This is a genomic window from Chryseobacterium vrystaatense (genome assembly GCF_000737765.1).
GTDB classification, from domain to species: domain Bacteria; phylum Bacteroidota; class Bacteroidia; order Flavobacteriales; family Weeksellaceae; genus Chryseobacterium; species Chryseobacterium vrystaatense.
The window spans coordinates 64,532-87,107 of record NZ_JPRI01000002.1; the positions used below are offsets into that span (position 1 = coordinate 64,532).

Annotated in this window: 34 protein-coding genes; 9 read left to right on the plus strand and 25 right to left on the minus strand. The window is 38.5% G+C overall.

All coding sequences use genetic code 11. From position 1 onward, the window contains the following. The 14 genes from IW16_RS05625 to IW16_RS05690 all read right to left on the minus strand — a co-directional run bounded on the left by IW16_RS05625 (position 1) and on the right by IW16_RS05690 (position 9,437). Positions 1-492, minus strand: a complete 492-nt coding sequence (locus tag IW16_RS05625; RefSeq protein WP_034740801.1) for a hypothetical protein — start codon at positions 490-492, stop codon at positions 1-3. A 2-nt stretch (positions 493-494) separates the two neighbouring features. After that, positions 495-1,376 carry a hypothetical protein gene (locus IW16_RS05630; RefSeq protein WP_034740804.1) on the minus strand — a complete coding sequence of 294 codons (882 nt, stop codon included), beginning with the start codon at positions 1,374-1,376 and terminating at the stop codon, positions 495-497. Positions 1,377-1,378: 2 nt separating this feature from the next. Beyond that, a complete protein-coding gene (locus IW16_RS05635; protein ID WP_034740807.1) occupies positions 1,379-1,678 on the minus strand; it encodes a hypothetical protein in 300 nt (99 codons plus the stop codon). Continuing rightward, positions 1,668-1,961 carry a hypothetical protein gene (locus tag IW16_RS05640; protein ID WP_051889960.1) on the minus strand — a complete coding sequence of 98 codons (294 nt, stop codon included), beginning with the start codon at positions 1,959-1,961 and terminating at the stop codon, positions 1,668-1,670. The genes IW16_RS05635 and IW16_RS05640 overlap by 11 nt, the downstream gene beginning before the upstream one ends. A gap of 1 nt (position 1,962) precedes the next feature. Next, a complete protein-coding gene (locus tag IW16_RS05645; RefSeq protein WP_034740809.1) occupies positions 1,963-2,187 on the minus strand; it encodes a hypothetical protein in 225 nt (74 codons plus the stop codon). Beyond that, entirely contained in the window at positions 2,184-2,675 is a 492-nt protein-coding gene (locus IW16_RS05650; protein WP_034740812.1) for a hypothetical protein, read from the minus strand. The genes IW16_RS05645 and IW16_RS05650 overlap by 4 nt, the downstream gene beginning before the upstream one ends. Beyond that, a complete protein-coding gene (locus IW16_RS05655) occupies positions 2,675-3,673 on the minus strand; it encodes a hypothetical protein (RefSeq protein ID WP_034740814.1) in 999 nt (332 codons plus the stop codon). The genes IW16_RS05650 and IW16_RS05655 overlap by 1 nt, the downstream gene beginning before the upstream one ends. Then, a complete protein-coding gene (locus IW16_RS05660) occupies positions 3,654-4,286 on the minus strand; it encodes a DUF6046 domain-containing protein (protein ID WP_034740817.1) in 633 nt (210 codons plus the stop codon). Before IW16_RS05660 ends, IW16_RS05655 begins: the two co-directional genes overlap by 20 nt. Before the next feature lies 1 nt (position 4,287). After that, complete coding sequence (locus tag IW16_RS05665; RefSeq protein WP_034740819.1) at positions 4,288-6,156, minus strand: hypothetical protein; 1,869 nt, start codon at positions 6,154-6,156, stop codon at positions 4,288-4,290. Positions 6,157-6,337: 181 nt separating this feature from the next. Beyond that, entirely contained in the window at positions 6,338-6,745 is a 408-nt protein-coding gene (locus tag IW16_RS05670; RefSeq protein ID WP_034740822.1) for a hypothetical protein, read from the minus strand. Between the two features lie 23 nt (positions 6,746-6,768). Continuing rightward, entirely contained in the window at positions 6,769-7,206 is a 438-nt protein-coding gene (locus IW16_RS05675; protein ID WP_034740825.1) for a hypothetical protein, read from the minus strand. Between the two features lie 8 nt (positions 7,207-7,214). Then, positions 7,215-8,375, minus strand: coding sequence for a DUF2586 family protein (locus IW16_RS05680; protein ID WP_034740827.1), 1,161 nt, complete (start codon positions 8,373-8,375; stop codon positions 7,215-7,217). Between the two features lie 89 nt (positions 8,376-8,464). Then, positions 8,465-8,977: a hypothetical protein gene (locus IW16_RS05685; RefSeq protein WP_034740829.1), complete on the minus strand. Its 513-nt coding sequence runs from the start codon at positions 8,975-8,977 to the stop codon at positions 8,465-8,467. A gap of 1 nt (position 8,978) precedes the next feature. Further along, positions 8,979-9,437 carry a CHAP domain-containing protein gene (locus tag IW16_RS05690; RefSeq protein ID WP_034740832.1) on the minus strand — a complete coding sequence of 153 codons (459 nt, stop codon included), beginning with the start codon at positions 9,435-9,437 and terminating at the stop codon, positions 8,979-8,981. Between the two features lie 220 nt (positions 9,438-9,657). On the opposite strand from IW16_RS05690, the gene IW16_RS05695 reads away from it, so the two are divergent. Further along, the gene (locus IW16_RS05695) at positions 9,658-10,203 is read left to right on the plus strand and encodes a hypothetical protein (protein ID WP_034740835.1); all 546 of its coding nucleotides are present in this window, start codon (positions 9,658-9,660) and stop codon (positions 10,201-10,203) included. Here IW16_RS05695 and IW16_RS05700 read toward each other — a convergent pair. The 10 genes from IW16_RS05700 to IW16_RS05740 all read right to left on the minus strand — a co-directional run bounded on the left by IW16_RS05700 (position 10,200) and on the right by IW16_RS05740 (position 15,969). Continuing rightward, the gene (locus IW16_RS05700) at positions 10,200-10,403 is read right to left on the minus strand and encodes a hypothetical protein (protein ID WP_034740838.1); all 204 of its coding nucleotides are present in this window, start codon (positions 10,401-10,403) and stop codon (positions 10,200-10,202) included. The genes IW16_RS05695 and IW16_RS05700 overlap by 4 nt on opposite strands. Before the next feature lie 86 nt (positions 10,404-10,489). Next, on the minus strand, positions 10,490-10,708 hold the full coding sequence (locus IW16_RS05705) for a hypothetical protein (protein WP_073173070.1): 219 nt from the start codon (positions 10,706-10,708) through the stop codon (positions 10,490-10,492). Positions 10,709-10,742: 34 nt separating this feature from the next. After that, positions 10,743-11,072: a hypothetical protein gene (locus IW16_RS05710; protein WP_034740844.1), complete on the minus strand. Its 330-nt coding sequence runs from the start codon at positions 11,070-11,072 to the stop codon at positions 10,743-10,745. 7 nt (positions 11,073-11,079) lie between these two features. Beyond that, positions 11,080-11,709, minus strand: a complete 630-nt coding sequence (locus IW16_RS05715; protein ID WP_131327842.1) for a DUF3164 family protein — start codon at positions 11,707-11,709, stop codon at positions 11,080-11,082. Between the two features lie 47 nt (positions 11,710-11,756). After that, entirely contained in the window at positions 11,757-11,966 is a 210-nt protein-coding gene (locus IW16_RS05720; RefSeq protein WP_034740850.1) for a hypothetical protein, read from the minus strand. Beyond that, positions 11,963-12,595, minus strand: a complete 633-nt coding sequence (locus IW16_RS05725; RefSeq protein WP_051889963.1) for an ATP-binding protein — start codon at positions 12,593-12,595, stop codon at positions 11,963-11,965. Before IW16_RS05725 ends, IW16_RS05720 begins: the two co-directional genes overlap by 4 nt. Then, complete coding sequence (locus IW16_RS05730; RefSeq protein WP_034740853.1) at positions 12,592-13,518, minus strand: AAA family ATPase; 927 nt, start codon at positions 13,516-13,518, stop codon at positions 12,592-12,594. Before IW16_RS05730 ends, IW16_RS05725 begins: the two co-directional genes overlap by 4 nt. Before the next feature lie 19 nt (positions 13,519-13,537). Then, positions 13,538-15,595 carry a hypothetical protein gene (locus tag IW16_RS05735; protein WP_034742615.1) on the minus strand — a complete coding sequence of 686 codons (2,058 nt, stop codon included), beginning with the start codon at positions 15,593-15,595 and terminating at the stop codon, positions 13,538-13,540. 21 nt (positions 15,596-15,616) lie between these two features. Beyond that, a complete protein-coding gene (locus IW16_RS27065; RefSeq protein WP_262485508.1) occupies positions 15,617-15,751 on the minus strand; it encodes a hypothetical protein in 135 nt (44 codons plus the stop codon). Then, on the minus strand, positions 15,748-15,969 hold the full coding sequence (locus IW16_RS05740) for a hypothetical protein (protein WP_034740856.1): 222 nt from the start codon (positions 15,967-15,969) through the stop codon (positions 15,748-15,750). Before IW16_RS05740 ends, IW16_RS27065 begins: the two co-directional genes overlap by 4 nt. A gap of 101 nt (positions 15,970-16,070) precedes the next feature. Here IW16_RS05740 and IW16_RS05745 point away from each other — a divergent pair, with 101 nt between their 5' ends. From IW16_RS05745 to IW16_RS05770, 6 genes are all read left to right on the plus strand, one after another. Beyond that, the gene (locus IW16_RS05745) at positions 16,071-16,865 is read left to right on the plus strand and encodes a S24 family peptidase (RefSeq protein ID WP_034740860.1); all 795 of its coding nucleotides are present in this window, start codon (positions 16,071-16,073) and stop codon (positions 16,863-16,865) included. A gap of 860 nt (positions 16,866-17,725) precedes the next feature. After that, a complete protein-coding gene (locus tag IW16_RS05750; RefSeq protein ID WP_034740863.1) occupies positions 17,726-18,457 on the plus strand; it encodes an ATP-grasp domain-containing protein in 732 nt (243 codons plus the stop codon). A gap of 108 nt (positions 18,458-18,565) precedes the next feature. After that, positions 18,566-18,994, plus strand: a complete 429-nt coding sequence (locus tag IW16_RS05755) for an AAA family ATPase (protein WP_228376912.1) — start codon at positions 18,566-18,568, stop codon at positions 18,992-18,994. Next, entirely contained in the window at positions 18,984-19,745 is a 762-nt protein-coding gene (locus tag IW16_RS05760; RefSeq protein WP_034740868.1) for a tRNA(His) guanylyltransferase Thg1 family protein, read from the plus strand. Before IW16_RS05755 ends, IW16_RS05760 begins: the two co-directional genes overlap by 11 nt. Positions 19,746-19,946: 201 nt before the next feature. After that, positions 19,947-20,120: a hypothetical protein gene (locus IW16_RS26535; protein WP_165571960.1), complete on the plus strand. Its 174-nt coding sequence runs from the start codon at positions 19,947-19,949 to the stop codon at positions 20,118-20,120. A gap of 30 nt (positions 20,121-20,150) precedes the next feature. Continuing rightward, entirely contained in the window at positions 20,151-21,224 is a 1,074-nt protein-coding gene (locus tag IW16_RS05770; RefSeq protein WP_034740872.1) for a nucleotidyltransferase domain-containing protein, read from the plus strand. Between the two features lie 43 nt (positions 21,225-21,267). On the opposite strand, the gene IW16_RS05775 is transcribed toward IW16_RS05770, so the two are convergent. After that, positions 21,268-21,609, minus strand: coding sequence for a TfoX/Sxy family protein (locus IW16_RS05775; protein ID WP_034740875.1), 342 nt, complete (start codon positions 21,607-21,609; stop codon positions 21,268-21,270). A 165-nt stretch (positions 21,610-21,774) separates the two neighbouring features. Between IW16_RS05775 and IW16_RS05780 the strand changes: the two genes are divergently transcribed. Both IW16_RS05780 and IW16_RS05785 read left to right on the plus strand, forming a co-directional pair. Beyond that, positions 21,775-22,290: a DUF2975 domain-containing protein gene (locus tag IW16_RS05780; protein WP_034740878.1), complete on the plus strand. Its 516-nt coding sequence runs from the start codon at positions 21,775-21,777 to the stop codon at positions 22,288-22,290. Next, a complete protein-coding gene (locus IW16_RS05785; protein WP_034740883.1) occupies positions 22,290-22,493 on the plus strand; it encodes a helix-turn-helix domain-containing protein in 204 nt (67 codons plus the stop codon). Before IW16_RS05780 ends, IW16_RS05785 begins: the two co-directional genes overlap by 1 nt. Positions 22,494-22,576 lie beyond the last annotated feature (83 nt).

Sequence of the window (22,576 nt, forward strand, 5' to 3'; positions counted from 1 at the left end):
TTAAATGATTGTTATTATATATCTTTTGGACGGCAGTTTGTAAAAATCAATCTCCGCCTTGAGTTGGTCTTGGTTGATGGCTGTATCGGGTATTTCCACTTTGAAATCATATTCACTGTAGAGTTCTGATTCTGTCCTCAGGTAAAGTGGTCTTTCGTCACCGTTTACCCATTTGGTTTTTGAATAATACTGATCATCTTCTGCTTCCGTGTAAAGAAAAGTTCCTTCGTAGAGTACAGATTTCACTATTTTTATCCTTCTGCCAAGTGGATCAAACTTATTATTGAGAAGCTTTTGAAGCGAGAATTTCTGATAATTGAAATCCATCTTAATCAGGTTTTGTTTTCTGGCTTTCAAAAATTCGATGTAAAGGGTTTCGATTTCAAAAATCAGCACCCAGATCAGGTTCAGAACAGACTTTGTGCGCCAGAAAGTAAAGAGCCACCATTGCGCCAGTCTTTTAAAATTAATATTGAAAAGCTTATCGTCCATCGTTATTCTGCTTGATAATTAAGATATTGTATTCCGTTCCAGTCATCAATTTTGAAGTATCCTGATTTTGGAATCACCGAAATAGCAATAGGCTGGAATACCGCTGGATAATTGGAGCCAGGCTCTACCCATCCGCTTTCTACGATCAGGTTCTGAAGATCAGTTACTCCATCTACGGCCAAAATTGCAGCTTCCAGTTTCTGGACACTCAATTCTCCGTTAAAGGGAAGATTTTTCAGGAATCTTTTGATGGCTTCCACTACAGGATAAGTTCCGATAGCGAGGATGCTTCTTCCATCCGCAAGTAAAACTCCGGGGTTGTAGCACACAACGAATTTAATTCTCAGAATATCAGGTTTATAGTTGACAATAACGATATTATCTCCTGCTGCCTGAATTTCTTCAATATAAGATTTGAAGGCCATTCCGATATTATCGGCTACCGGTACAATTTCTCCGTCCTTTTCCGTCGCGATTTTCATCGATATCTTTGAGGAGTTGGGAGCTTTCGTAACCGCCACGTATCTGATCACTTTAGAGGCTTCTATCTGGTCTTCTGTTGCAGGTACTGACGTTCCGTTCTGTTTGTACAGTGGTGAAAAGTCTCCGCTTTCGGGTAACAGACTGAAACCGTACTGATACCTCAGGGCTTCGTTTCTGTACCATCTTAAGGTAGGTACTTTTTGTTCTTTAATTTTGGTTTCAATTTCCTTCAGGTGAAGCTTACAGGCTTCCTGGAAATTCCATATGGTAAATCCTACAACCTCAAAAATTTTCCTCCAGAACGGATTTTTAGAAACATCTGAGGTGAGTTTCTGCAGATAAGGGTTTGCATCTTTAAGTGCTATGATGCTGTTGATTATATCTTGAAGCGTTTTATTCATCTTTAACTTACTTTAAAACTATTTTCCAGTTGCATATATCCGATACCTTTCAGCGAAGGAACCTGGCTGTCCTGGCTAAGCGTGGTTCCTGTGGCAGGCTTGAGGTTTTTTGAGGTATAATACTGCAGGACATCTGTTTTTGCGTTGGCATTATTTGAAACACTGAGTGTTTTTCCTGTATTCAGAAGGTCTGACACAGCCATTCCATTGGCTACGGCAATGTCGAAACAGTTTTGAACATCTCCGGTATACTGTATGGCGATGTCCAGAATGGACTGTTGGTTTAATACTTTAATCTCCATAATCTGCGTCTATATCAATCTCAAGGTTTTCATCTATTTTCACGTGATGCACTGTCATTCCATCGGCAAAAAACTCCTGTCGTATTTCTCTTGCCAGGTCTTCCGGCCTTTCATGTTCCAGGTATCTTCTTACTCCTACTCCATTTTTGGGAAAGAGCTTCATTTCACCTTTATCTGCAAAGAGCAGTGTTTTCTGTTGTTCGTATGTGCTCTCTCCCACGGCAAAATCGCCATCGCTGAACTGCAGTTCAAAATTTTCGTCTAAAAGAATATCTGTCGGCATGTTATATTATATTTCCTGTTCCTGTACCGGTTTGGGCAGCTGCCGTCCCCGTTGTATTTACTATTACTTTGACCTGTCCGGCTTCTACAAATTTTCTTATTGCTTTGGCCATTGCCTGGGCAATTCTTGTTCTTGATGCCCCTGCATCATCTTTTTCAGCGGTCTCATCTTCCATAATACTGATCAGGTCACTGATAAGTACTGGTTCTCCTGTGCTTAAACTCATTTTAAAAGGGATTTAAATTCATTTCTAAGTTTTTCAAAATCCGCGAGATTGATCAGATTGATAGTGGGACCATAATTGGTGGTAAACTTCATGTCCCGGATGGCATCAAAAAGTGTATCTACAAGTAGAGCAAAATTTTTTCCGTTAGCCTCCATGTGAATCTTATCACTCAGTTCAAGATTGGCTGTTCCTGTTTTCCAGTAAAATTTTTCTACCTCATCACAGGCGATCACCATCCAATCATCATCATCTTCCACTCTTACCGCCAATACGTAGCTGCCAATTGTTGGAATCTGAATAAAGCTTTTGTTACCGGTAAGTACCGGCCGAAGTCTTACGTCCAGGTATTCCTGCCCGTCTTCATCAATCAGGATGCAGATGGCTTTTTCTTCATCCACAAATTTTACCTGTGCAATATTGCTTACTGCGGGGGCGTGCGAACTTGCGATCTGTCTTAATCCTTCTCTTATATACTCTGGTGTTGCCATTATTTTTGCATTAAAAATCCTAATGTTACCGTTTGTCTTCCTCCTGATGCACCAAACTCGCCGCTTACACTTTCTATAAAGTACTCACCCGTTTTGTCCGGATACATTCCTCCATCAAGTTCCAGGACCATTCCTTTTACAGCATATGGTTCCAGGAAAAGAGTGATGTTTCCTTCGTAGCCTTTGTAGTTTTCTTTGGTCTGTAAACGATTGGCGATCTGCTTTAAAAACTGGGCAGGAATTCCTGCCTTTACTTTTAAGCTTTTTTCATTTGACGATTTCTGCTGATCAGATTTCGTCTTGTTTACTTGTCCTTTGTCATTTTTTTCCCTGATGACAATCTTGGTACTTTTATCTACAGCCTTTTGTTGAAATTCATCGTCTTTTACTATATTCCAGCCAACCTTTGCTTTTATCCTGTCCTGTACTTTTCCATAAAGTGTTCCTACAAAGATTTCATTCATATTGAAATAGACAGAAAGCTTACATTCATCTTTCAGCCACTCCAAGACTTTGATTCCATTGACGTTTTTGAATCTTACATTTTTTAACGGAATGTCCGGTACTTCTCCGGAAACGACTATATCTGTTTCGGCGGTAAGTTCATCCAAAAGCTTTTTGACAGTTACTGTAGGATAGGATTTATTAAACATCGTCTCATAGAGCTGGTATCCATATCCCTCACACTCAATTTTCACGGGAATTCCCATGTTGACTCTTTTGATAAAGCCTTCAAACCTTTTTTTATTGACGTTATTATATCCTAAAGAGACGCTTACTTTGTCACCTTCTTTAAAAGCATACCCCATTCTCTCGCTGCTTGTACGCTCTTTATTAAGATCCTGGGTCTGTACTTTGTCTGTTTTCAGGTAGCTGATTCTAGGTAACTCAATCGTGCATGAATCAATAAAAGATCCTACTTCACTTTTCCAGGTTACCTTGCTGGGTTTTACATTGTTCTCATCTGCAATAGAGATGTTACTGGTTAATGTTAGCATTTTGTGGTACTTCTAAATTTTTTACATCGGCAATAAAGTCACTTTCGCAAGTCAAGCTGAATGGTCTTACCCAGTGTGTTTTGCCTTGTGTTTCCGGAAACTCCAGAGAGGTCACTGCTACGCGGCAGCTTTTATCTAAAAACATTTCGGGATATCCTCCATGAAGGGTAACGGGAAGGTCTGTTTCAAAAATTTTTTTGAGCGCTTCAATATCGTCCTCCGGAACTTTTCTGTTTTTTCCCATTAAAAAGCCTCTTATCGTGAATTTATAGTCATCGATATTGAACATTTCTTTCACAGTCCCTTTTCTTTCGCTGACCGCAGTTCTGATGATCGTTTTACTGAGATTGACAGCAATGGTGCAGATATCGATTTCAATAGCCTCAACTTCATTAATTTTGAAGAGGGCCGGGAACCAGATATCCTGACCATAAGCCCCTATTTTATTAAAGGGTATGGTATTTTTGCTGTAATGTACAGTTCCTCTGGGCGATGGATTCTTCAGATCCCAGCCTGGAATTCCTAACATGCTAAGATCCGGTCCGCTGATGCGGTAAGGGGACGTTGAGAAATAACTTTTATATAAATTTTCTAAATCAAAAACTGTCTGCATATTATATTACTTTTGCTCCGTTATAAAGTACACGGCCTAAACATTCCATGACTACACTTTCAAGCTGGTCTGAGGTTTCTCCTGAATTCAGAGTATTAAACTGAATCGTATCGAAAAATTTGCCCAGTGTGATATTGATGGTTTTCTGCCCGCCTCCTGAAACGGTGTCTCCTGTTTCCTGGGATTTCGCGGTATTGCTTTTTCTGGTATCTTCGGCTCTGTTTATTGTTGGTTTTCCTGCTGACGTCAGATCGGTTTTTGCCGGACCTTTTGAAACTAAGAATCCGTTTACTAACGCCGTCTGCTCCTGCATGTTGTTGGTGAGGTCTGCAGAGGCTTTGATTTCAGTCGTTTTGGTCACTTTTATTTCTTCTCCGGTGATGAGTTCTTTAGCCCATCTGTAGGCACTTTCGATACCATCTAAAATCGGACTTAAAATATTATTCCAAACCCATTTAAGCCCTTCAGCAACCCATCCGATCACTTTTAGGACGATGCCTAAAATTCCGTAGATTCCTGCAAAAACATCTTTGATCAGTTCACTATTGGCAATCCAGGTGATCAGTCCTGAAACAATACTCCATACCGCATCAAAAACACTTCCGAGAGTACTCCAGACGGTAGAGAAGTATTCCTGAATGGTCGTTACAAATCCTCCCCAGGCATTGGTTTCGCCTCCCAGATTTAAAATAAAGTCCAGTGCCGAGCCCAGGCTTCCTACGATAGAATCAATATAAGGCTGTACCATAGTCATTAAAGGCTCAAAACCTTTCACCAGCTGTACACCTATTTCCAATACTCTCGATATAAGTGGCATGAAAGCAGTTCCGATTTCTGTAAGCATGCTCGTAGATGTTTTTTTGATGATATCTAACTTACCTTCTACTGTATTGCTTTGGGATTCTAAGCCTCCCTCAAACATTCCTCCTTTTCCTCTGGAATCAGCGAGTGATTTTGCCAGCATATCATAAGTAATGTTCATTCCTTTCAGCTGCTCAATACTTTTACCTGTGGATGATGATAATGCTCCATATATATCAATTCCGGCTGCTCCAAACTGCTTGAGCTGATCGCTGGATGCAGAGCCTTCGCTTTTGATCTCTTTCATCTGTTCTGAAAGGTTCAAAAGTTCACTGCCTCCCCCTCCTGCTGCACTTACGGCATTGGCAAGATTCATCACTTCCACCCGTGCACGTTTGGCATCTCCGTCTACAGAAATAAGCGCTTTGTTGGCACTTAACAATGTAGTCATGTCATATGTGCTGTTATTGGAATCGGTATTAATATTTTTGTATGCAGCATTGGCACCCCCTTTACCTAAAAGCCCCGAAAGGCCGGCAACCTCTTTTTCTCTCTGCATGGCTCCTGAAATAGCGGCTGAAGCACCACTTTTAAGCAGGCTTAAAGCGGCATCTCCCACTACTTTAAGTCCTCCACCCAGTGATCCCAGTACACCACTTAGAAAACCTCCGCCTTCGCCACCTGATTGTGCGTCTGATGAAGAAGGGGCTGAGGGCGCAGATGCACCCGGGACCCCCAGCTTTACCTTCATATAGTCTTTAAACTTGTTGTAGTTTGATGAGATAGAGGATTTGAACTGATCATATGCTTTTCCAATTCCATCGGGAACGGAGGTGGGAAGATCCTTAATAGCTTTCCCCATATTTATAATGGCTCCGCCTATATTTTTTCCTGCTTGTTTAAAACCAGCAACTATATCACCTCTCAGGACATCGGCTGCATTTTGCATGTCTGTATTTACAGCATCAAGTCCCTTGCCTAATTTAGTTGCTTTGTAAGTATCCCTTATGCTATTGAATAGCTTCTGCAGTTCGGTTGCTCTTGCAATCCAGTCAACGTTATCATTCATAATTTAAAAATTTCTTTCGCCCTGTTTTTTCCAAATTTCCAAGGCTATTCCGGTGCGATAGAAAAACTTTTCATCACCCCAATTCTTTAAAGCATCGGCTCCAAACTGCATACTTCCAAAAACAATGAGGAACTCTATTCCTTCGGTCTTCTTGTCGGAGAATGAACTCCGGCCGATTTCACTAAGCGCGAAAAAAGTCGGCCTTCTTGCTTTCCAGGATGTTGTTCATCTGTAAGAACACTGCGATGAAGCAGTCTTCATCCTCGATCAGCTGATAATCTCCTTCAATCCAAAGCTGTTCTACAATCATAGCTACAGCTTTACTCATTCCATTGGAACCGATGGCTGTAAGATAGTCGCCCAGGTCATCTGCTTTAGGGGGTCTCAGAACAGCAAGGAAGTCATCCACCTTCAAATAAATAAGGTCTCTGTTGCCGTACTCTTTTTTCCACTCATCAAGTTTTTTTGCTGTATATCTTGCCTCAAAAGGACTAAGATCTTTTACTGCATCTTTTTTGGTTTCCTTAGTCTTTTTTTCTTCTTTAGATTTTCTGTTATTGAAAATTTCCTGTAATTTTTCGTTTGCCATTTTATTTTTGTTTAGTGATTAGATTAGATCATTCTTCTGCTCATCGCGATGTACGGAAGGGTAACTTCTCTGTTTTTAGCGCCCTGTTCCATTTCGAAACCGTCTTCTGTAAACTGAACTCCTGAAGTCACTATGGTGTTAATTTTCTCGCCCGGTCTTTTCTTGTAAGAAATTGTAATGACGATAAGCTCGTGCGGAACTTCTGTGATATCCTCATACCCTGCAGCCTGTGCTGCCTTGTTCAGTGCATCTGCTTCAAAACCTAAAAGTTTGATATTTCCTTCGTATTTTGTATTACCTTTCATGATATCAATAGGCTCGTTTCCAGAACCGTAGATATGCTCAGATTCTACTGTTTTTTTGGTACTGAAACCTTTAAGTCCCTTGATTACTTTCGATAATAATTTCACTTCAAAATGAGACCATGCACATTCTGATGATGTAATATTAATATTAGCCATGTTTTAAATTAAATTGTTTTTGTTAATCCCATGTTCAGTACAATCCACGTCATATAGCCCAATGGCTGAATCTGGATCTGTTTGTTAAGGGTATTTGTGTTGATAAGGTCCTGATCCAGAGAAATCAATACCTGTGCTCCGCTGATCTGTCCTGCCATATTATTCAGAAGCTGTGCTCTCGTCATCTCTTCCAGGTACATCGCATCTACTTCGTTCAGTTTTCCGTCCGGAGTTAATCTTACTGATGTTTCCAGGAACGGTGTATCGGCAGCGGTAGAAATTCTCTGAGCCTTGTCGATCAGTCTTCCGTGAACCAAAATTCTGAAATCGTCTGCTCCGGCCATTCTGTCTACACTGAAATAATATCCAGCTGCTCCTTCTCTTGTGTGGAAAGTGATGAAACCTGCATCTGTAAAATTATCTAGTTCTTCCACTGAATATTCGTCTACTTTTTTGCTTCCGATATAAGCTTCTGTAATGCTCAAGGCTCCGTTTTGTCCGTCACCGATCTTTACGTGAGCAGGATATTTACAAGCTCTTGCTAAAACCAGCGCTACTGATGCAGAACCGTCTTTTTTCGAACCTCCAAGAACGACTCCTGCGAAAGAATTTTCAGCCGTTTTAGGCTCAAAATCAGAGATTGCAGAAGCATCTTTTATTCTTCCTTCGATAAACATTCTTACCGGTTTGTTAATAGACTGCTGGTATTCACCCAATGCGCTTGAAGCAATTAATGCATCTTTTACATCCTTGTCCAGAAATCCTGCAGGAGATACATACGCTGCATCCGGTTTTCTACATATTCCTACCAGATTAACCCTTCCGTTGGAAGCGCCAAGAAGTCTTTTTACCCCTTCATTATTGGTAGTTGTTACTGCATCCTTCATCGTTGTGGTATCTTTTGTTCCTAAGATCCACAGTTCCTGGCTACCGCCAAGCTCCTGATAAAATTCATTGATTACCTGAAACAAAAACGGCTCGTCCTGTTCTGTGTAACCTTTTTCTTTTGCGTCTGCCGGTGAGTAAACTCTTTGTACTGTACCAATATTATTGGGTTTGTAAGCAGTTCCCACGATCCCTGCAACGCCGTCGATTACCTGAATCTGACGAAGTAAGTTGCCTGAGGCCACATTCGCTTTTACTTTCGGTGTTCCATTTCCTTGTGACATTTTTTAATTATTTTTTAAAAAGTTGTTGTACATATTTTTTTGACTCAGAAATCCTTTTTCTGTTCGTTTTTTATTTCTTTAAATGATATTTAAATGATTCTGTTCCATCTAATAAGCAGGACAAGAGCGAACAGGGCGAGTACACCAAGAAAGATTCTTCCGAGCCATATCTGTGTGGTCTGAAACCATGACAAAGCTTTTTCTTTGTATATAGGTTTTTCAATGTAAATAGGTGTTTGCTCGTGTTCTTTGATATAGGTTTCCCGCCATGTTTTAAATGACTCCTGTGCCTGTTTGTAACATTCTATGGATAGATTTCCCTGAGTCAGCGAAACTTTAGGTTTCATTAGCCCGCTTTCAGATCTATCATTTCTATTTTCTTTTACCTTAGCTTCTTTCAAAACAGGTTGCCCGTTGATGCATTCTATAAAAGCATGGTAATAGGTGCTGTCTGCTTCAATTCTGAAGATTGTATCTTTAACAACTGTGTGGACTTCCCGTGTTTTTTCTATGACCACCGGTTCCTGAGGCTTCCTGTTTGCACAGGAAACCAGAACCAGCAAAACAAAAAATAGCGTTATGAAGAAAACAAATTGTTTCATGTTAATATTTTAAATAGCCCTTAATGGTGTTTAAAGCTCTTTTTCTACGGCAAACCTTGATACCTTCACGGCTTCCGTTATCATTGGTGTTGCCTTCTATGGTATAGATATACTGCCCGTCAACTTTTTCTACAAAACCTGTGTGGCCCAAACCTTTCCCAAAATCCATAATAAAAACAGCGCCTTCAGAAGGCTTTGAAGATTTCTTTTCTTTGGGAGCATTATTCCAGGCATACAGTACACCTCCTGTTTTAATGGCCGTATTGGGTAATTTTTTCTGTTTTGAAGCTTCATTAAAACACCAGTATACAAATGCCATACACCAGCTTGCAGGGAAATTGATTCCTACTGATGAAAGATAATTTTTAACCGGAATTCCCCAGTTGGAACCTAATGGCTTTTCTTCCTGTCCTATTTGGGTAATGGCGGTCTGTAGTGCCGCTATTGATAGTGAATCCATATTAATATATAAGGGTTGTGTCTGATTTCTGAGTACAAATTTCTAAAACCCGGCGCCGGTTTGAAAATAAGCGCGCAAGGATTGCACAGCTTTTTTCATAAGCGCTGTTTTAAGCTCAATTTTGTATCATGAAATAGTGTAAGCGGGAAGTAAAATAACTGGCCTCTTGTTGTATGCTATTGAGAAACAGAAATAATTTGAGAAACTATAATTACTATTTATGGAAGAATATTTTTATGTACAATTGGTATTAGACCTTCAGGAAAGAATTGCCCAGGAGGTACCCGAAATACAATATATAGATCAGCAGCTGGGACAGCTTGAGAATGTTTCCGGAACACAGACCCCGGTGATTTACCCTGCCCTGTTCATAGATTTCCCGGAAGCGGTCTATGATGTGGATTTCCCGGAAGCTTCCTATTCCGAAATGTCTGCCAACGGACAATTGGGAACCATTCCGATATCATTTCAGTTGGTAGCTAATGATGATCACCTAACCTGGCATCAGGCTCCTGTAGAAGAACGAAAAAAAGGATTGGATTATTTAAGAATCGAACAAAAATTATATCAGGCACTTCAGGGCTGGAGCATGGATTATTTTTCGCCACTGTCAAGAACACAGGCAAAGAGTACAAGTAAAAAGCATATAGGATTTAAGGTAAGAGAATTGATGTTTACAACCCAGTATGAGGATTTTTCTGCAAGTCCTGAAGAAACCCGGGGGAATATCTACCGTTACAGTTTCAATCCGATAACCCCAACCTAGAATAAGGTAAGCTGGGTTTCCTCCTTGGGAATCACCATTCCTTTGATGTTCATCCATTGTCTGTAGGACAGGTGAATGTTGTATTTCGGAAAAGTATGTCTTACAATTTTTGTATCCGGTACATCAGAATGCTTGTGTGCATTATAAACATTTATAATGTACCGGGCACGTTTGATGTAATTTTTATTGTTGTAAGACATTACTACAAAATTAAAGTGTCTTTTTGTACGAGTCAAGGCGATTTTCGGGCACAAAAAAAGCTATGGATATCCATAGCTTTTGGTATTTAGAGGAGTGGTGGCTTCTTTTGAAACTCCTTTAGGGCAATACTTTTCATGGTGTTCAGAACATTGGGCTCTTCCTGGTTAATGAGTGCATAAGTTTCATAATGAGGATAATCCCTCAGCTCTGTACTTATTTCCAGAGTGATTATGGTATACCCTTTCTTTTCCAGGGCTTCTTTTACTTCGTTACTGCTGTACCAGTGACCGTTTATTTTAATCATGTTTACATTGAATTTATAAGATGTTGAAATGGGATTACTGCAGCTGCCTGTGAAGTTCATTTTTCATCATCAGGACTGCATTGGTTTCATAACTTCCAAAATCGTCCGGAAAATAAATTTCGTATTCTTTTAGAAACTGCCAGAGTGCATCCGCTTTATAATAAGGAAGCCTGATGATGAAGGACCTATCTTTTTGTCTTGTTTTTACCGCTTTCTGCAGCAGTTCCGTTCGGAGTTCCATACAGATGGAGATACTGCTTTTCCTGTTTCTGGGCTGCGTATTGAGGTTCAGTAAATCCAGGATCTGCATGGTGCTATTGAGAACGCTGAGCTTACTGTTGTCTAAGGATAAAAGGAGTTTCATTGGTTTCTTAATAGGAAAAATTCAGATTAATACCTTCCCACTCATTGCTCTCATTCTTTTTAAAAAAGGAGATATAATCTTTGCTTAATGAAAAGCTGTAGCTTTCCTTTAACAATCTGATCCCTTCTCTCCAGTTTTCATCATCAAAGCGGTCTTCCATGCTGTAGAGCTTCTGAACCAGAAGGATATCCAGAGCTCCGTTTTTACGTTCCAGGAGAGACATAATGAGATCCTTCGTATCCGGTTCGCCGTGATATTTTGAGGTTAAAAAATCAATGATATGTTTTTCTGCCTGATGGGATCTTTCGTCAAAAATTCCTTTTCCCTGTCTTTTGTATTGAATTTTAAAATTTTCGTCTTCGATTTTAAAGTTTCCTTTTCCGTCCTGATGTCTTTTACTGTAATCTTTTAAAAGATCGAAAAGCGATCCTAAATCTGAAAAGGCTTTGGTCTTAAAGTCCTGAATCTGCGCAGAAATCCGGTCTGCTGCAGGTGCCAGATCATTGATAACTGATTTTTTTAAGCTTTCATATTGGGTGCGTTTTTCTTCACGTTTACGGGCTTCTTTCTGTTTTCTTACGTTGAGTTCCGCTTCTAGTTCTTCAATGGACATTATTTTTAATGTTTCTGTAATCATATTTCTTGTTTTTTTGGTGTGTTTACTGGTATTGATTTTACTGGTTTCTAATAGGGAGATTCCCACTGAAGCTGGTTGATAATCCTCAGTTTGATCTGAATTTTCCCTTCCACATCTTCAGGAACCGCATAATGTGTTTCGTTCCAAATAGAGCTGATTTCTTTATGAATAAACATTCTGTCGAAATCGGTAAGGTACTTTTCCCCATAGCTGTCGTACTGCAGCGCAATTATTAGTATATTTTCTCTTGTATTCATTGTTCTTGGTTTTGAATTGTTGTTCCCCAATAGAGGTTTGCTTTTTCTTCGTTAATATGTATTGTTCCACCGGGACATCTTCCTGAAATAATAGCTTTCAGCCCTTCTGCCTGGATGATGATTTTGGATAATTTTCTCCAGATGTTTCCCAGCGCACTGTCCGGCAGTCCTTTTTCTTCATGGCTCACAAAAATGATGAGCTTGTTTTTGTGTTTTTCTTTAAGTTCCAGCACCATTTTTCTTGTGATTTCATCACGGTACACCGTTGTATTGTCGATAAAAATGATTTTTGGACATTTCCTTGATTCAAATTTTTGGTTTAATTCGTCCCAGGGCATATAATCCAGAAGTTTAAAATTCTTATCTGTATCGGACAGTCCCGCTGCAACCATTGCTGCGATAATGTCTTTTGAAAATCCTTCTTCTGCTGATACGTACAGTACTTTTCCGAATCCGGTGAGGTATTTGGCCAGCATCATGGCAAACGTGGTTTTTCCATTTTTTTCGGCACCTCCGAGGTACCAGAATCCGGCTGTCTCCGGCTGTCCGAATGCAGCCTGCCACAATCCTTTGAATTCAAACTGTTTAAAAACGATCGATAGCGCCTGTTTTACTGATATTGATTTCATGATCTGCTGATATTTACAAGAGTTTTCAAATATCTTAAGGACCTGATCTTTCCATCTTCCTGGCCTTTCCTGATCTTATAATAGGCATCAGTTTTCACCATACAGCTCCGAATCACCTCATTTACGGTTGTTTTATCTTCAAGGTTCACGTAGGCTACATCTCCAATGAGTTTGGTGTAAAATTTCTTCCGGTCTTCAGGACCTCTGGGAACCAGGCTTACAAAATCATCCGAAAAGCGGCTGAATATTTCAGCAAAACCAACCTTGTGATTGTTGATGCCTTTTGTAATCTTGGCTCTAAGACCATCTGCCCCGATCATAAACCAGGCACAACTGTCTACGGTATCATTCATAATACCCTTCAATTCTAAATATGCGCTGTACTCAAGGTCTCCGGCTTCGTCTATGCATACAAAAGGATTTTCAAGAATATTCAGAGCATATTTTACATTTTCAAGAACCTCATGGTATTTTCCTTTGGTTCCGCATCCCAGGGCCAGGGCCAGATGCCTGATGAATCTTACTTTTGTGTGGGTTTGCGAAGCATCTACGTAAAAAGCATTTTTCATTTGTGAAATAATGGCTTTTGCGCATTCTGTTTTCCCGATTCCACAATCGTCCACCAGGATCATAGAACTTTTGGACTTTTGACAGAAAATGAAACTCTCATACATCTGTTCGTAGACTTCGGTTCTTGCAAACTTCCAGCTGTTCTTATTGATATCCACCTGGAATTTTCTTCCTATATTAAGCCATTCGCCGGCAGATAATACTTTGTCGGTTTCGCCTTTCTTTATTCTGCTGTATACTGAGCCGCTTATATTTAAAGTCTTCGCGAAAGCTGAATCGGTTCCCCCGAAATTATTCCGGTACTTCATCATGGCTTCCCGGATTTGGTGTTTTAGTTCTTTAGTGATCTCCATATTTTCTATTTTGTGTTTGTTATTTAAAATTTGATTTCCAGCTTCTTGCAGTTCCTTCTGTTTCCTTGTACTGATATTCCTGAGCTTCTTCAAAAAGAACTTCCTCAGGAATAGATTCTGTCTGTGTATACCTTTTTCTACCGGGAATCTGAAACTTGTTATTAAGTGTTTTTTTACGGTTGTCTATAATAGTTACCTGTTCAATTTCTCTCTTCTGTTGCGCCATGAAGGAATTCACGGTGTTTTCATAAGCGGACATCAGTTTTCTATTGAGCGCTCCCTGTTCATTTCTTTCATGCTTTGATTTGGAATATTCCGGATGAGGAATGATTTCGCACAGCATCATATCGTCATAATAAATCATTGCTTTCAGTGTACTGCTGTCATTGCCATCAAGCCAGAAAATCTTAAATTCCTTTCCTTCTACATATTTCATCAGTCTTATCAGATCTTCTCCCAAAACAATTTCCCCGTCCAGCCCCAAAACATAGGTACTTTTCCTGAAATTGATGATTCCCGCATTGCAGCTTGACACTGTTTCTTTCCCCAGATACGGCAGGAATGCGTGCCAGTTGGCAGGACTGGTATTTTTATTCTGCATTTCACAGAACACCTCCCATCTGGTTTTATCATTGTACACGGAGTGGGGTGAGTTGTTCCAGATCTCAATATCATTCAGAGAACCATCTATAATCTCATCGTATGGGATGATGATTTCTTCATCTGCTCTCTTCTGATTCTCTTCTTTTCTTGCAAAAGGTCTGGCCATCCATCCGAGTCTGCTTTTTTCGTGTCTGTACCGCAATTCTTCAAATTTTCTTTCGATGGCCTTGGATCGGGCCCGGTTTGCATAAATATTTACTTGATCGAACATGGCACCGTTACGCAGAAATGTATCTTTGAAACTGCTGTTCAGTGAGCTTTCACATTCTAATCCCAGGGGAAGATTAAAGCCCCATTCTGTGTAGTTTCTTATCATCTGCCGGTAGAATTCTATAATAATCCCTTCCTTTGTTTTTCCGTGTACCCAGCAAGTCCAGGCTTCAGAACCTAGGTCTATCCCCATATAGAACCATACCCGGTTTCTCTTTTTATCATACATAAAGGGAGGCTGTCTGTCATCAATAGAGATAAGTGTTCCTGCTTCTTTAATCTTGGTCAGTTTGTGCCAGGGGATAAATTCCTGCATGAGTTTCTGCCTGTCTCCCGCACGTCTGGCGTACGTTCCTATCTTATTTTCCCACTTTCCAAGCCATGCGATGACTGAGCTTTCTGATATTTCTTTAAATTTTCTGCTTTCTTTGGGATCATAAATTTCACCTGTTTCATTGGAGATGATCTCAAGTTCACCGTTGAGAAAAGCCTGATATTGCGCAGCGACCTGTGTTCTGGAAGGTTTATAATCCTGTCCTGCAAACATGTCATTCAGCAGTGCAATCATTTCATCAGTCATGAGTTTACGGTTCTGATTTTTCAGTTTCCCGGAGATCAGACAGCTGTAGTTGTATCCTCCGTCCTCATACGTATTAAAAAAGGGTTTCCATATCCTGTCAAATGCCCTGTATGATGATGGTATCGTGTGTCCTGTATTGAAAAGTTTCGGCAGATATTCATTAAAAGTGATGACGTCTGTACAGATGGAAGGCATAAGCCCGCGTCCTGATGTTTTTTTGAGTTTCTTCCACTCTTCAAGTCTTGCGGTTTTAAGTCTTTCTGCAGCCAGGAGTACACTGGCGTTGACGATGTATTCCTGTTTGAAATTCTCTTTTAACGGAGTTCCGTCTTCAAATCTGAAATCGGTATAATAACGAACCGCAGAAGGGTCAAACTGAAAGAAAGAAATCATGGGATGCTTCATGGTACGTGGATCTCCAATACTGTCCTGTATTTCTTTCGGAAGCGAATCAAAGTCAATGAGCATCTGACGTCCGTTTCCTCCTTTTCGAACCTGCTTGATTCCAAAGGGAAGTTCCCTGTATCTCTGGATTTTCTTCTGTAGCGCATCTAAAGTGCCGAAATAGGCCGGAACAAGTTCATCCTTGGTTACCGCTAAAATACTTCCCCATTGAATCGGCATGATTTCGTAATTTTTGTTGATTTACTGAGGTCTGTATCTTATTCTGAAGAAAACGCCCAGTATGATTTTATAAACTGCCTTTTCTTTCTTTCCTGTTTTAGCATCTATCACATCTATTTCTTTGTGACAGAATAGCATCTGAATTATTTTTTTCATGGTATTTTGTTACTAAGTGATCGCATCTCATTATTAATTGCTTCTTCAGTTTTCTTTAAAAAACTATTGTATTCTTTTCTTAAAACATCAGATTTTTCGCCAACTCTGTCTCCACGTAAAGATTTACGAATAAAGTCTAAGGAACAGTCATGCCTTCCCTTTAGAATATTTAATACTTCCGTATTGTAATACGTCCTTTTTTTAGTAGTTTTGTTCATTGTGTTGTTTGTCTTTTGGATGGGACAAATATCGCAAAGTTTCACGAATAACCAAATGAAAATTCGAATAATTTCACGAATCAAGTCTTAATTAACTGATTATGAATGGAATAAATTTTCGTATAAAACAACTTGTTGATCACTTTGCCAATGGCAACAATTCTGTTTTTGGCCATATGATTGGAGTAAACGAATCTAATATCAGAAGCTATATCAACGGTACAGAGCCTAAATTCAATATCATCGAAAAAATTTGCACAGCACTCGCAATAAATTTCGAATGGATTATTTTAGGGAATGGAGAAATGCTTGCAGAAGACAAAAAAGAGCAAACAGCCCTTCATACTGATTTTTACCATCGGGTTCCACAAGTCGTTACTATTGATTCGCACACCAGGGATAATATAGCTCTTGTTCCCAATAAACTGAAAGCAGGATATCTTCAGGGATATAATGACCCTAACTTTATTAAGCTTCTTCCAACCTTCAGATTGCCCAATCTTAATAACGGGGTTTTCAGAATGTTTGAAATAGAAGGAAATTCTATGTTCCCGACTCTGCCGGACAGAACTTATGTTGTAGCACAGTTTGTGGAAGACTGGATTCACGGAATCAGCGACAACAGACTGTATGCTATCATATCCAATGAAATCGAAGATGGTCTTATCAAAAGATGCCTGAACAGGATTAAGAAATATGATAACCTTATTTGTAAATCAGATAACCGACGCAATTATCCGACTCAAAACATTCACCCCAATACCATAAAGGAAGTTTGGGAAGTTAAGCTTCACCTTAATTTTAATCTGCCGGATCCTGCAGAGTTTTATGACCGATTGAATGATCTGGAAGCAGAAATACAGTATTTAAAACTAAACAGAAACATAAGTAACTGATTTTAAATCTATTTATATTTATTCCAGCATCCCCTAAAGGGTGCTGAACCATTATTTTTTGACAATTCACGTAGCTTTTAATGCTTGATCAGTTTCTCAATCCTTCTGAAATGATATCAAAATGTCCATGCAGATGTCCACCCAAATGTCCATGCAACGTGTTTTCGTATTTTTTATAAACCATACTCCGGATAACAACAAATCAAGCGAGCCCCTGCTAATTCCTTTTCAACATTGATTTTTACAGAATTGATATAAAAAAAGACTTTTGGAAGAAAATCCCTGTTTTCAGATAAATTTTAAATGAAACCCGGCATTTCGAAAAATAAATGATTAATGGATGAAATCTGATAATAAACTGATATACAACAGATCAGAATAAAGCAACCTTATTACTATATAGGACGTTTTAATTTGTTGGCTGTATTGGGACTAGGATCTCCTTTTTTAAATCAAACACTTTATTGTACGCAAAAACAATGCGTATATTCCTTCTTACTTTGCGTCATCAACCAATAAGAGGGCTGTAATTAAGATAGTGTAGCAAAATAAGAATACTTTATACTATTTTAATTCGTTTTGATAGATGTAATTTATAAAGTTACTTTTCTATCAAGCCGTGGATTATTAGCTTAAGTCCATTCAGCCTTTAATTGAAGCACTGCAAGATTTAGATACTGCTAAAAGTGAAAGAATCCAAAAGTGTTAAGGCAAACAATATGTATAAAGGTGAGAAAGAGATCGCTTTTTAGAGAAGTATTAAAATAAAAAAACAATGAAAATATTTACTTTTTAAAACGTAAGAATACCCCAAATTCACAGCGAAAAGTTACAGCACCTTACTTAATAAAAACAAATTCATGAAAAACATAATAGCACTTTCTCCCATGTATACGGAAGACAGCAACAATCTGAAAAAGGCTTCTATCAATTCACCTTACGAACTTAACCGTTTCAATGCCAAGTGGAATATTCCGGAGGAGTTTCGGGCTGATGTTATTGCAGTGTATAGTGAAGACATCTATGCCGAGATTGTTGCTGAACAGTGTGAATTGACGCTTATGAAACCTGACGACAACTCGCTTTCCCTTATTTCTGAAGAGTTTACAAAACGTAAAATTTCTTACGGACAACTCAAAGACTCTATCAATAAGGAGAATATTTTCATTAAATGTTCTGATTTTAAAAGTTTCAAGGCTGGAGTTTATCAAAAAATCACAGATATCAAAGGTTTTGATACAGTGGATCCCAACTGTACAGTTTTCACCTCGGAAGTTGTGGAATGGCAGCTGGAAGTAAGATGTTTTGTTTTAAACAATGACATAAAAACCTACTCTTCTTACTGGCGCAACGATACATTTGATACGAGTCCGCTTTCAGAAGAAGAGCAGAATGGGATGTTCTCGTTTTTTGATTCGTTTATGAAACAAAACGCTTCAACACTTCCGGAATCTATTGTTTTAGATTTTGGGATCATCAAAGAAAAAGGCTGGGCACTGATTGAAGCCAATCCGGCCTGGTGTTCCGGTTTGTATGCCTGTGATGCAGAGAAAGCACTGGAGGTGATTGTGGGAAGCTGTGTGAAGAAATAAAATATAGAAAAAAGTATTTCACTATATTAAAGCATTGAAAACGGATGACTTTCCGGAATTCTTTTATTATAGTAATTAACTATCTAAAATGATGTAACATATATGCAAATGCTTATTTTCATCGGGATTCCTGCCAGCGGAAAAAGTTCTTTTTACAAGGAGCTTTTTTTCAATTCCCATATCAGGATCAGCATGGATCTTCTTAATACAAGAAACAAAGAGGGAAAACTCCTTCGATACTGTTTTGAGACCCAATCACAAATGGTTATCGACAATACAAATGTGACGAAAGAAGAAAGGAAAAAATACATTGAGCTGGCCCGGCAAAATAATTACGAAATCATCGGATATTATTTTGATAGCCATCTCAAAGATTGCCTGGAAAGAAATAAAAACCGCAAGGATACCATTAGTGAAATCGGTATAAAAACAAAATACAAGGAATTGGCCAAACCTTTCTATGAGGAAGGTTTTGACCATATCCACACTGTGAACATGGTCGATAATGAATTTATAATCACCCCCTATGAAGTTTGAAGAAATTGAAGGCTTAATGAGAAAAAATGAAGCTCTATCCGAGCAGTATATTCTCCCGGAAAATTTTATCCTCGTAAGATTAGATGGAAAAGGATTTACAAAATTAACTAAAGAAAAGCTGAATCTTGAAAAACCTTTTGATGAAAGATTTCATTTAGCTATGACGGCAACAATGGAGCATCTTTTTACCGTAGGTTTTAGAGTTATTTACGGCTATACGCAGAGTGACGAAATTTCACTATTGATCCACAAGGATGAAAATGTATTCAGCAGAAAAGTACGAAAATTCAACTCTGTTCTGGCCGGGGAGGCAAGTGCTTTTTTCAGTTTGCAGTTTCAGCAGATCTGTGTTTTCGACTGTAGAACGATCGCGATTCCCAACCACGATATGATCCTGGATTATTTCTGTTGGAGACAGGAGGATTCTCACAGAAATTCTCTTTCTGCCTATTGCTACTGGACTTTGATAAAGAATAATTTCACAGCCAAACAGGCAGCTTCAAAAATTGAAAAGATGCCGCAATCTGATAAAAATGAATTGCTTTTTCAATTGGGAATTAATTATAATAATCTTCCGCTGTGGCAGAAAAGGGGCGTCGGAATGTATTCCAAAGAAGCCGTCAAGCAAGGATTTAACCCCTTAACCGAGATCATTTCGGAATGCGTGAGGAATGAACTTTATCTGGAAAAAGAGCTACCGATAAGAGAGAATTACAGATTATTTTTGGACAATATTCTACAAAGCAAATAACAGAACCGCAGAAAAATTCATGGAATTCTTATAAATTAATTCATACCTTATTTTTTAGATTAAATGATTATGTGTACACCCAATAACGAGATAAAATTTTGCTCTTGTATAGAAGGAGATATTTATGAAATAAAAAACATATATATCTGGACTTCAAGCAGATATACAGGCACAAAAGAATCAAAAAGACTTGGGAAAATCATGATTCCTACTGAAGATTTTGAGAATGGAATTTCTGTGGAAAATATTATCTCACAATTAAATACGGAAAGCATTTTTGATTTTGAATACACCCCTCAGGAACGGGATACTTTAGATATTATTTTTAATTCAAAAAAGACAACAGATATTTCAAGAATATTTCTCAAAAATTAAAATACGAAGGTTTTGAACTTTCTTAAAAAAATGACTATCCAAGATTTAAAAAACAAGAACCTCATCCTCTTTGAAGCCATATCAGGAAGCCGTGCTTTCGGATTGGCAACGGAAAACTCGGATACAGATATCCGGGGAGTTTATTATCTGCCAAAAGAAGATTTTTTCGGACTGAATTATATCCCACAGATCTCCAATGAAACCAATGACATCACGTATTATGAGATCGGAAGATTCGTAGAGCTTCTGCAGAAAAACAATCCCAATATATTGGAAATACTGGCAAGCCCGGAAGAATGTATCCTGCAGAAAAGTCAGCTTATGGATTTGCTTCGTCCCGAAGATTTCTTATCAAAATTATGTAAAGATACTTTTGCAGGATATGCGGTTTCACAGATTAAAAAAGCCAAAGGACTTAACAAAAAGATTCTTAATCCAATCGATAAAGAAAGAAAATCTATTCTTGATTTCTGTTATATTCTTGAAGGACATGGATCCGTTCCTGTGAAAAAATGGCTCTATGAAAATGAAAAGATTCAGGAAAAATGCGGACTTACCAATATCGGGAATACCAATGGAATGTACGCGCTGTTTTATGATGAATCCGGAGTATTAAGCTATAAAGGAATTATTCAGCACGAAGAGGCCAATCAGGTTTCAGTCTCGTCTGTTCCCAAAGATGAAAAAGCAGCGGCATACCTTTACTGCAATCTGAATGCTTATTCTACCTACTGTAAAGATTATAGGGAATACTGGAAATGGGTTTCGGAACGCAATGAAGACCGCTACAACGTCAATCAGGAGCATGGCCAGAATTACGACAGCAAAAATATGATGCACACCATCCGGTTGCTGCAGTCATGCGAATCTGTTTTTAAAAACAATACGCTGCGAATTCGTGTAGAAAACCGGGATGAGCTGCTTGATATCAAATCAGGTAACCAATCCTATGAAACCGTCATGGAAAAAGCAGAAGATCTTATCCGGTCTATTGAATACCATCATTCAGCATCTCTTCTTCCTGACTTCCCTGACATGGAAAAAACAACAAAAATTTTAATAGAGATCAGAGAGATTCTCTATGTGAAAAATCATACATTATGAGTTATACACTGTGGGAGCAATAGCACTCCTCTCCCACAAAAACTCACTTTTTGGAAGCTTTCGCAATTTTATTATAATCCAGGCAAATTTCCATCCAAAACTCAAAATCATCAGGCCTCTGAAAACCTACCGGCTCTACATAGCAATACTCCTTAAGTTGTTTTCCCCTCATAATCATGGGTAGAAAACCTTTCTTTTCTGATACCTCATCCTCAAGTTCCGGGTTATAGCGGCACATCAGATTATCATGGCTGATGTTGATACACATTTTCCCGTTCACCAGAAATGCTAATCCGCCGAACATTTTCTTTTCCACCACCTCAATATGATCTACTGTTGAAAGCCATTCACGGACCCTGTCTGCAAGTTCAATACTGTAAGCCATGATCTAATTTTTTTCTCCATTAAAATTAATTAAAAGCTACGATTAAAGCAGTATTTTCTCACTATTATTTCATATAATCTCATTTTAAAAATATAATTTTATTTAAAATAATTATTGTTTTACGATAATTAATTATACATTTGCAATAGTTAAATACTGATTGCCATGAACCAGACTAAAATTATTTCGAAGATTCTGTACTATCTGTGCTGTATAGTATCCGCAGGATATCTCATTACTTTTGTTTACTCTGTCTTCTGTCTCATTACCGACTTTTCGGTGACTCCCTATAAGAATAATCTTTACCTTCATATCAATTATCCTTTTGCGGAACAGCCCTTTCTGAATATTGAACGTAATTATCCCTATATTATCTTTTCATTTTTAATGGTTTTATTTTTATATGGAATTTTTTTCTGGCTTTCTGCAAAGGTTTTCAAAGTATTTTTTCAGTCAAAACTATTTATAAAAGAAAATATACTTCAGCTTAAGAGATTTTACATGTATAATATTTTCGTTCCGCTGCCAGTAGTGATCACGGCCAGTTTCTTTGTGGAAGTGGAAAGTATTATCTGGGGATTGGTTTTTATCCATTTCATGCTTGGAATTTTCTGTCTGTTTCTTGCAAATATCTTTAAGCAAGGACTACATTTGCAAAACGAACAAGACCTATTTATATAATGCCGATCATAGTCAACTTAGATGTCATGCTAGCCAAGCGTAAAATGCAGAGTAAAGAACTGGCAGAAAAATTAGGAATCACACCTGTTAATCTTTCCATTCTTAAGACAGGCAAGGCAAAAGGGGTTCGTTTCGATACCCTGGAAGCCATCTGTAGAATTCTGGAATGCCAGCCGGGAGATATTCTTGAGTTTAGAGAATAAGCATTTCAACTTGATGAATTTTTAGTCTTCTCTAATTTATAAATCCCAATTAATCTCTCATAGACAGTTATAAATTACGGTCG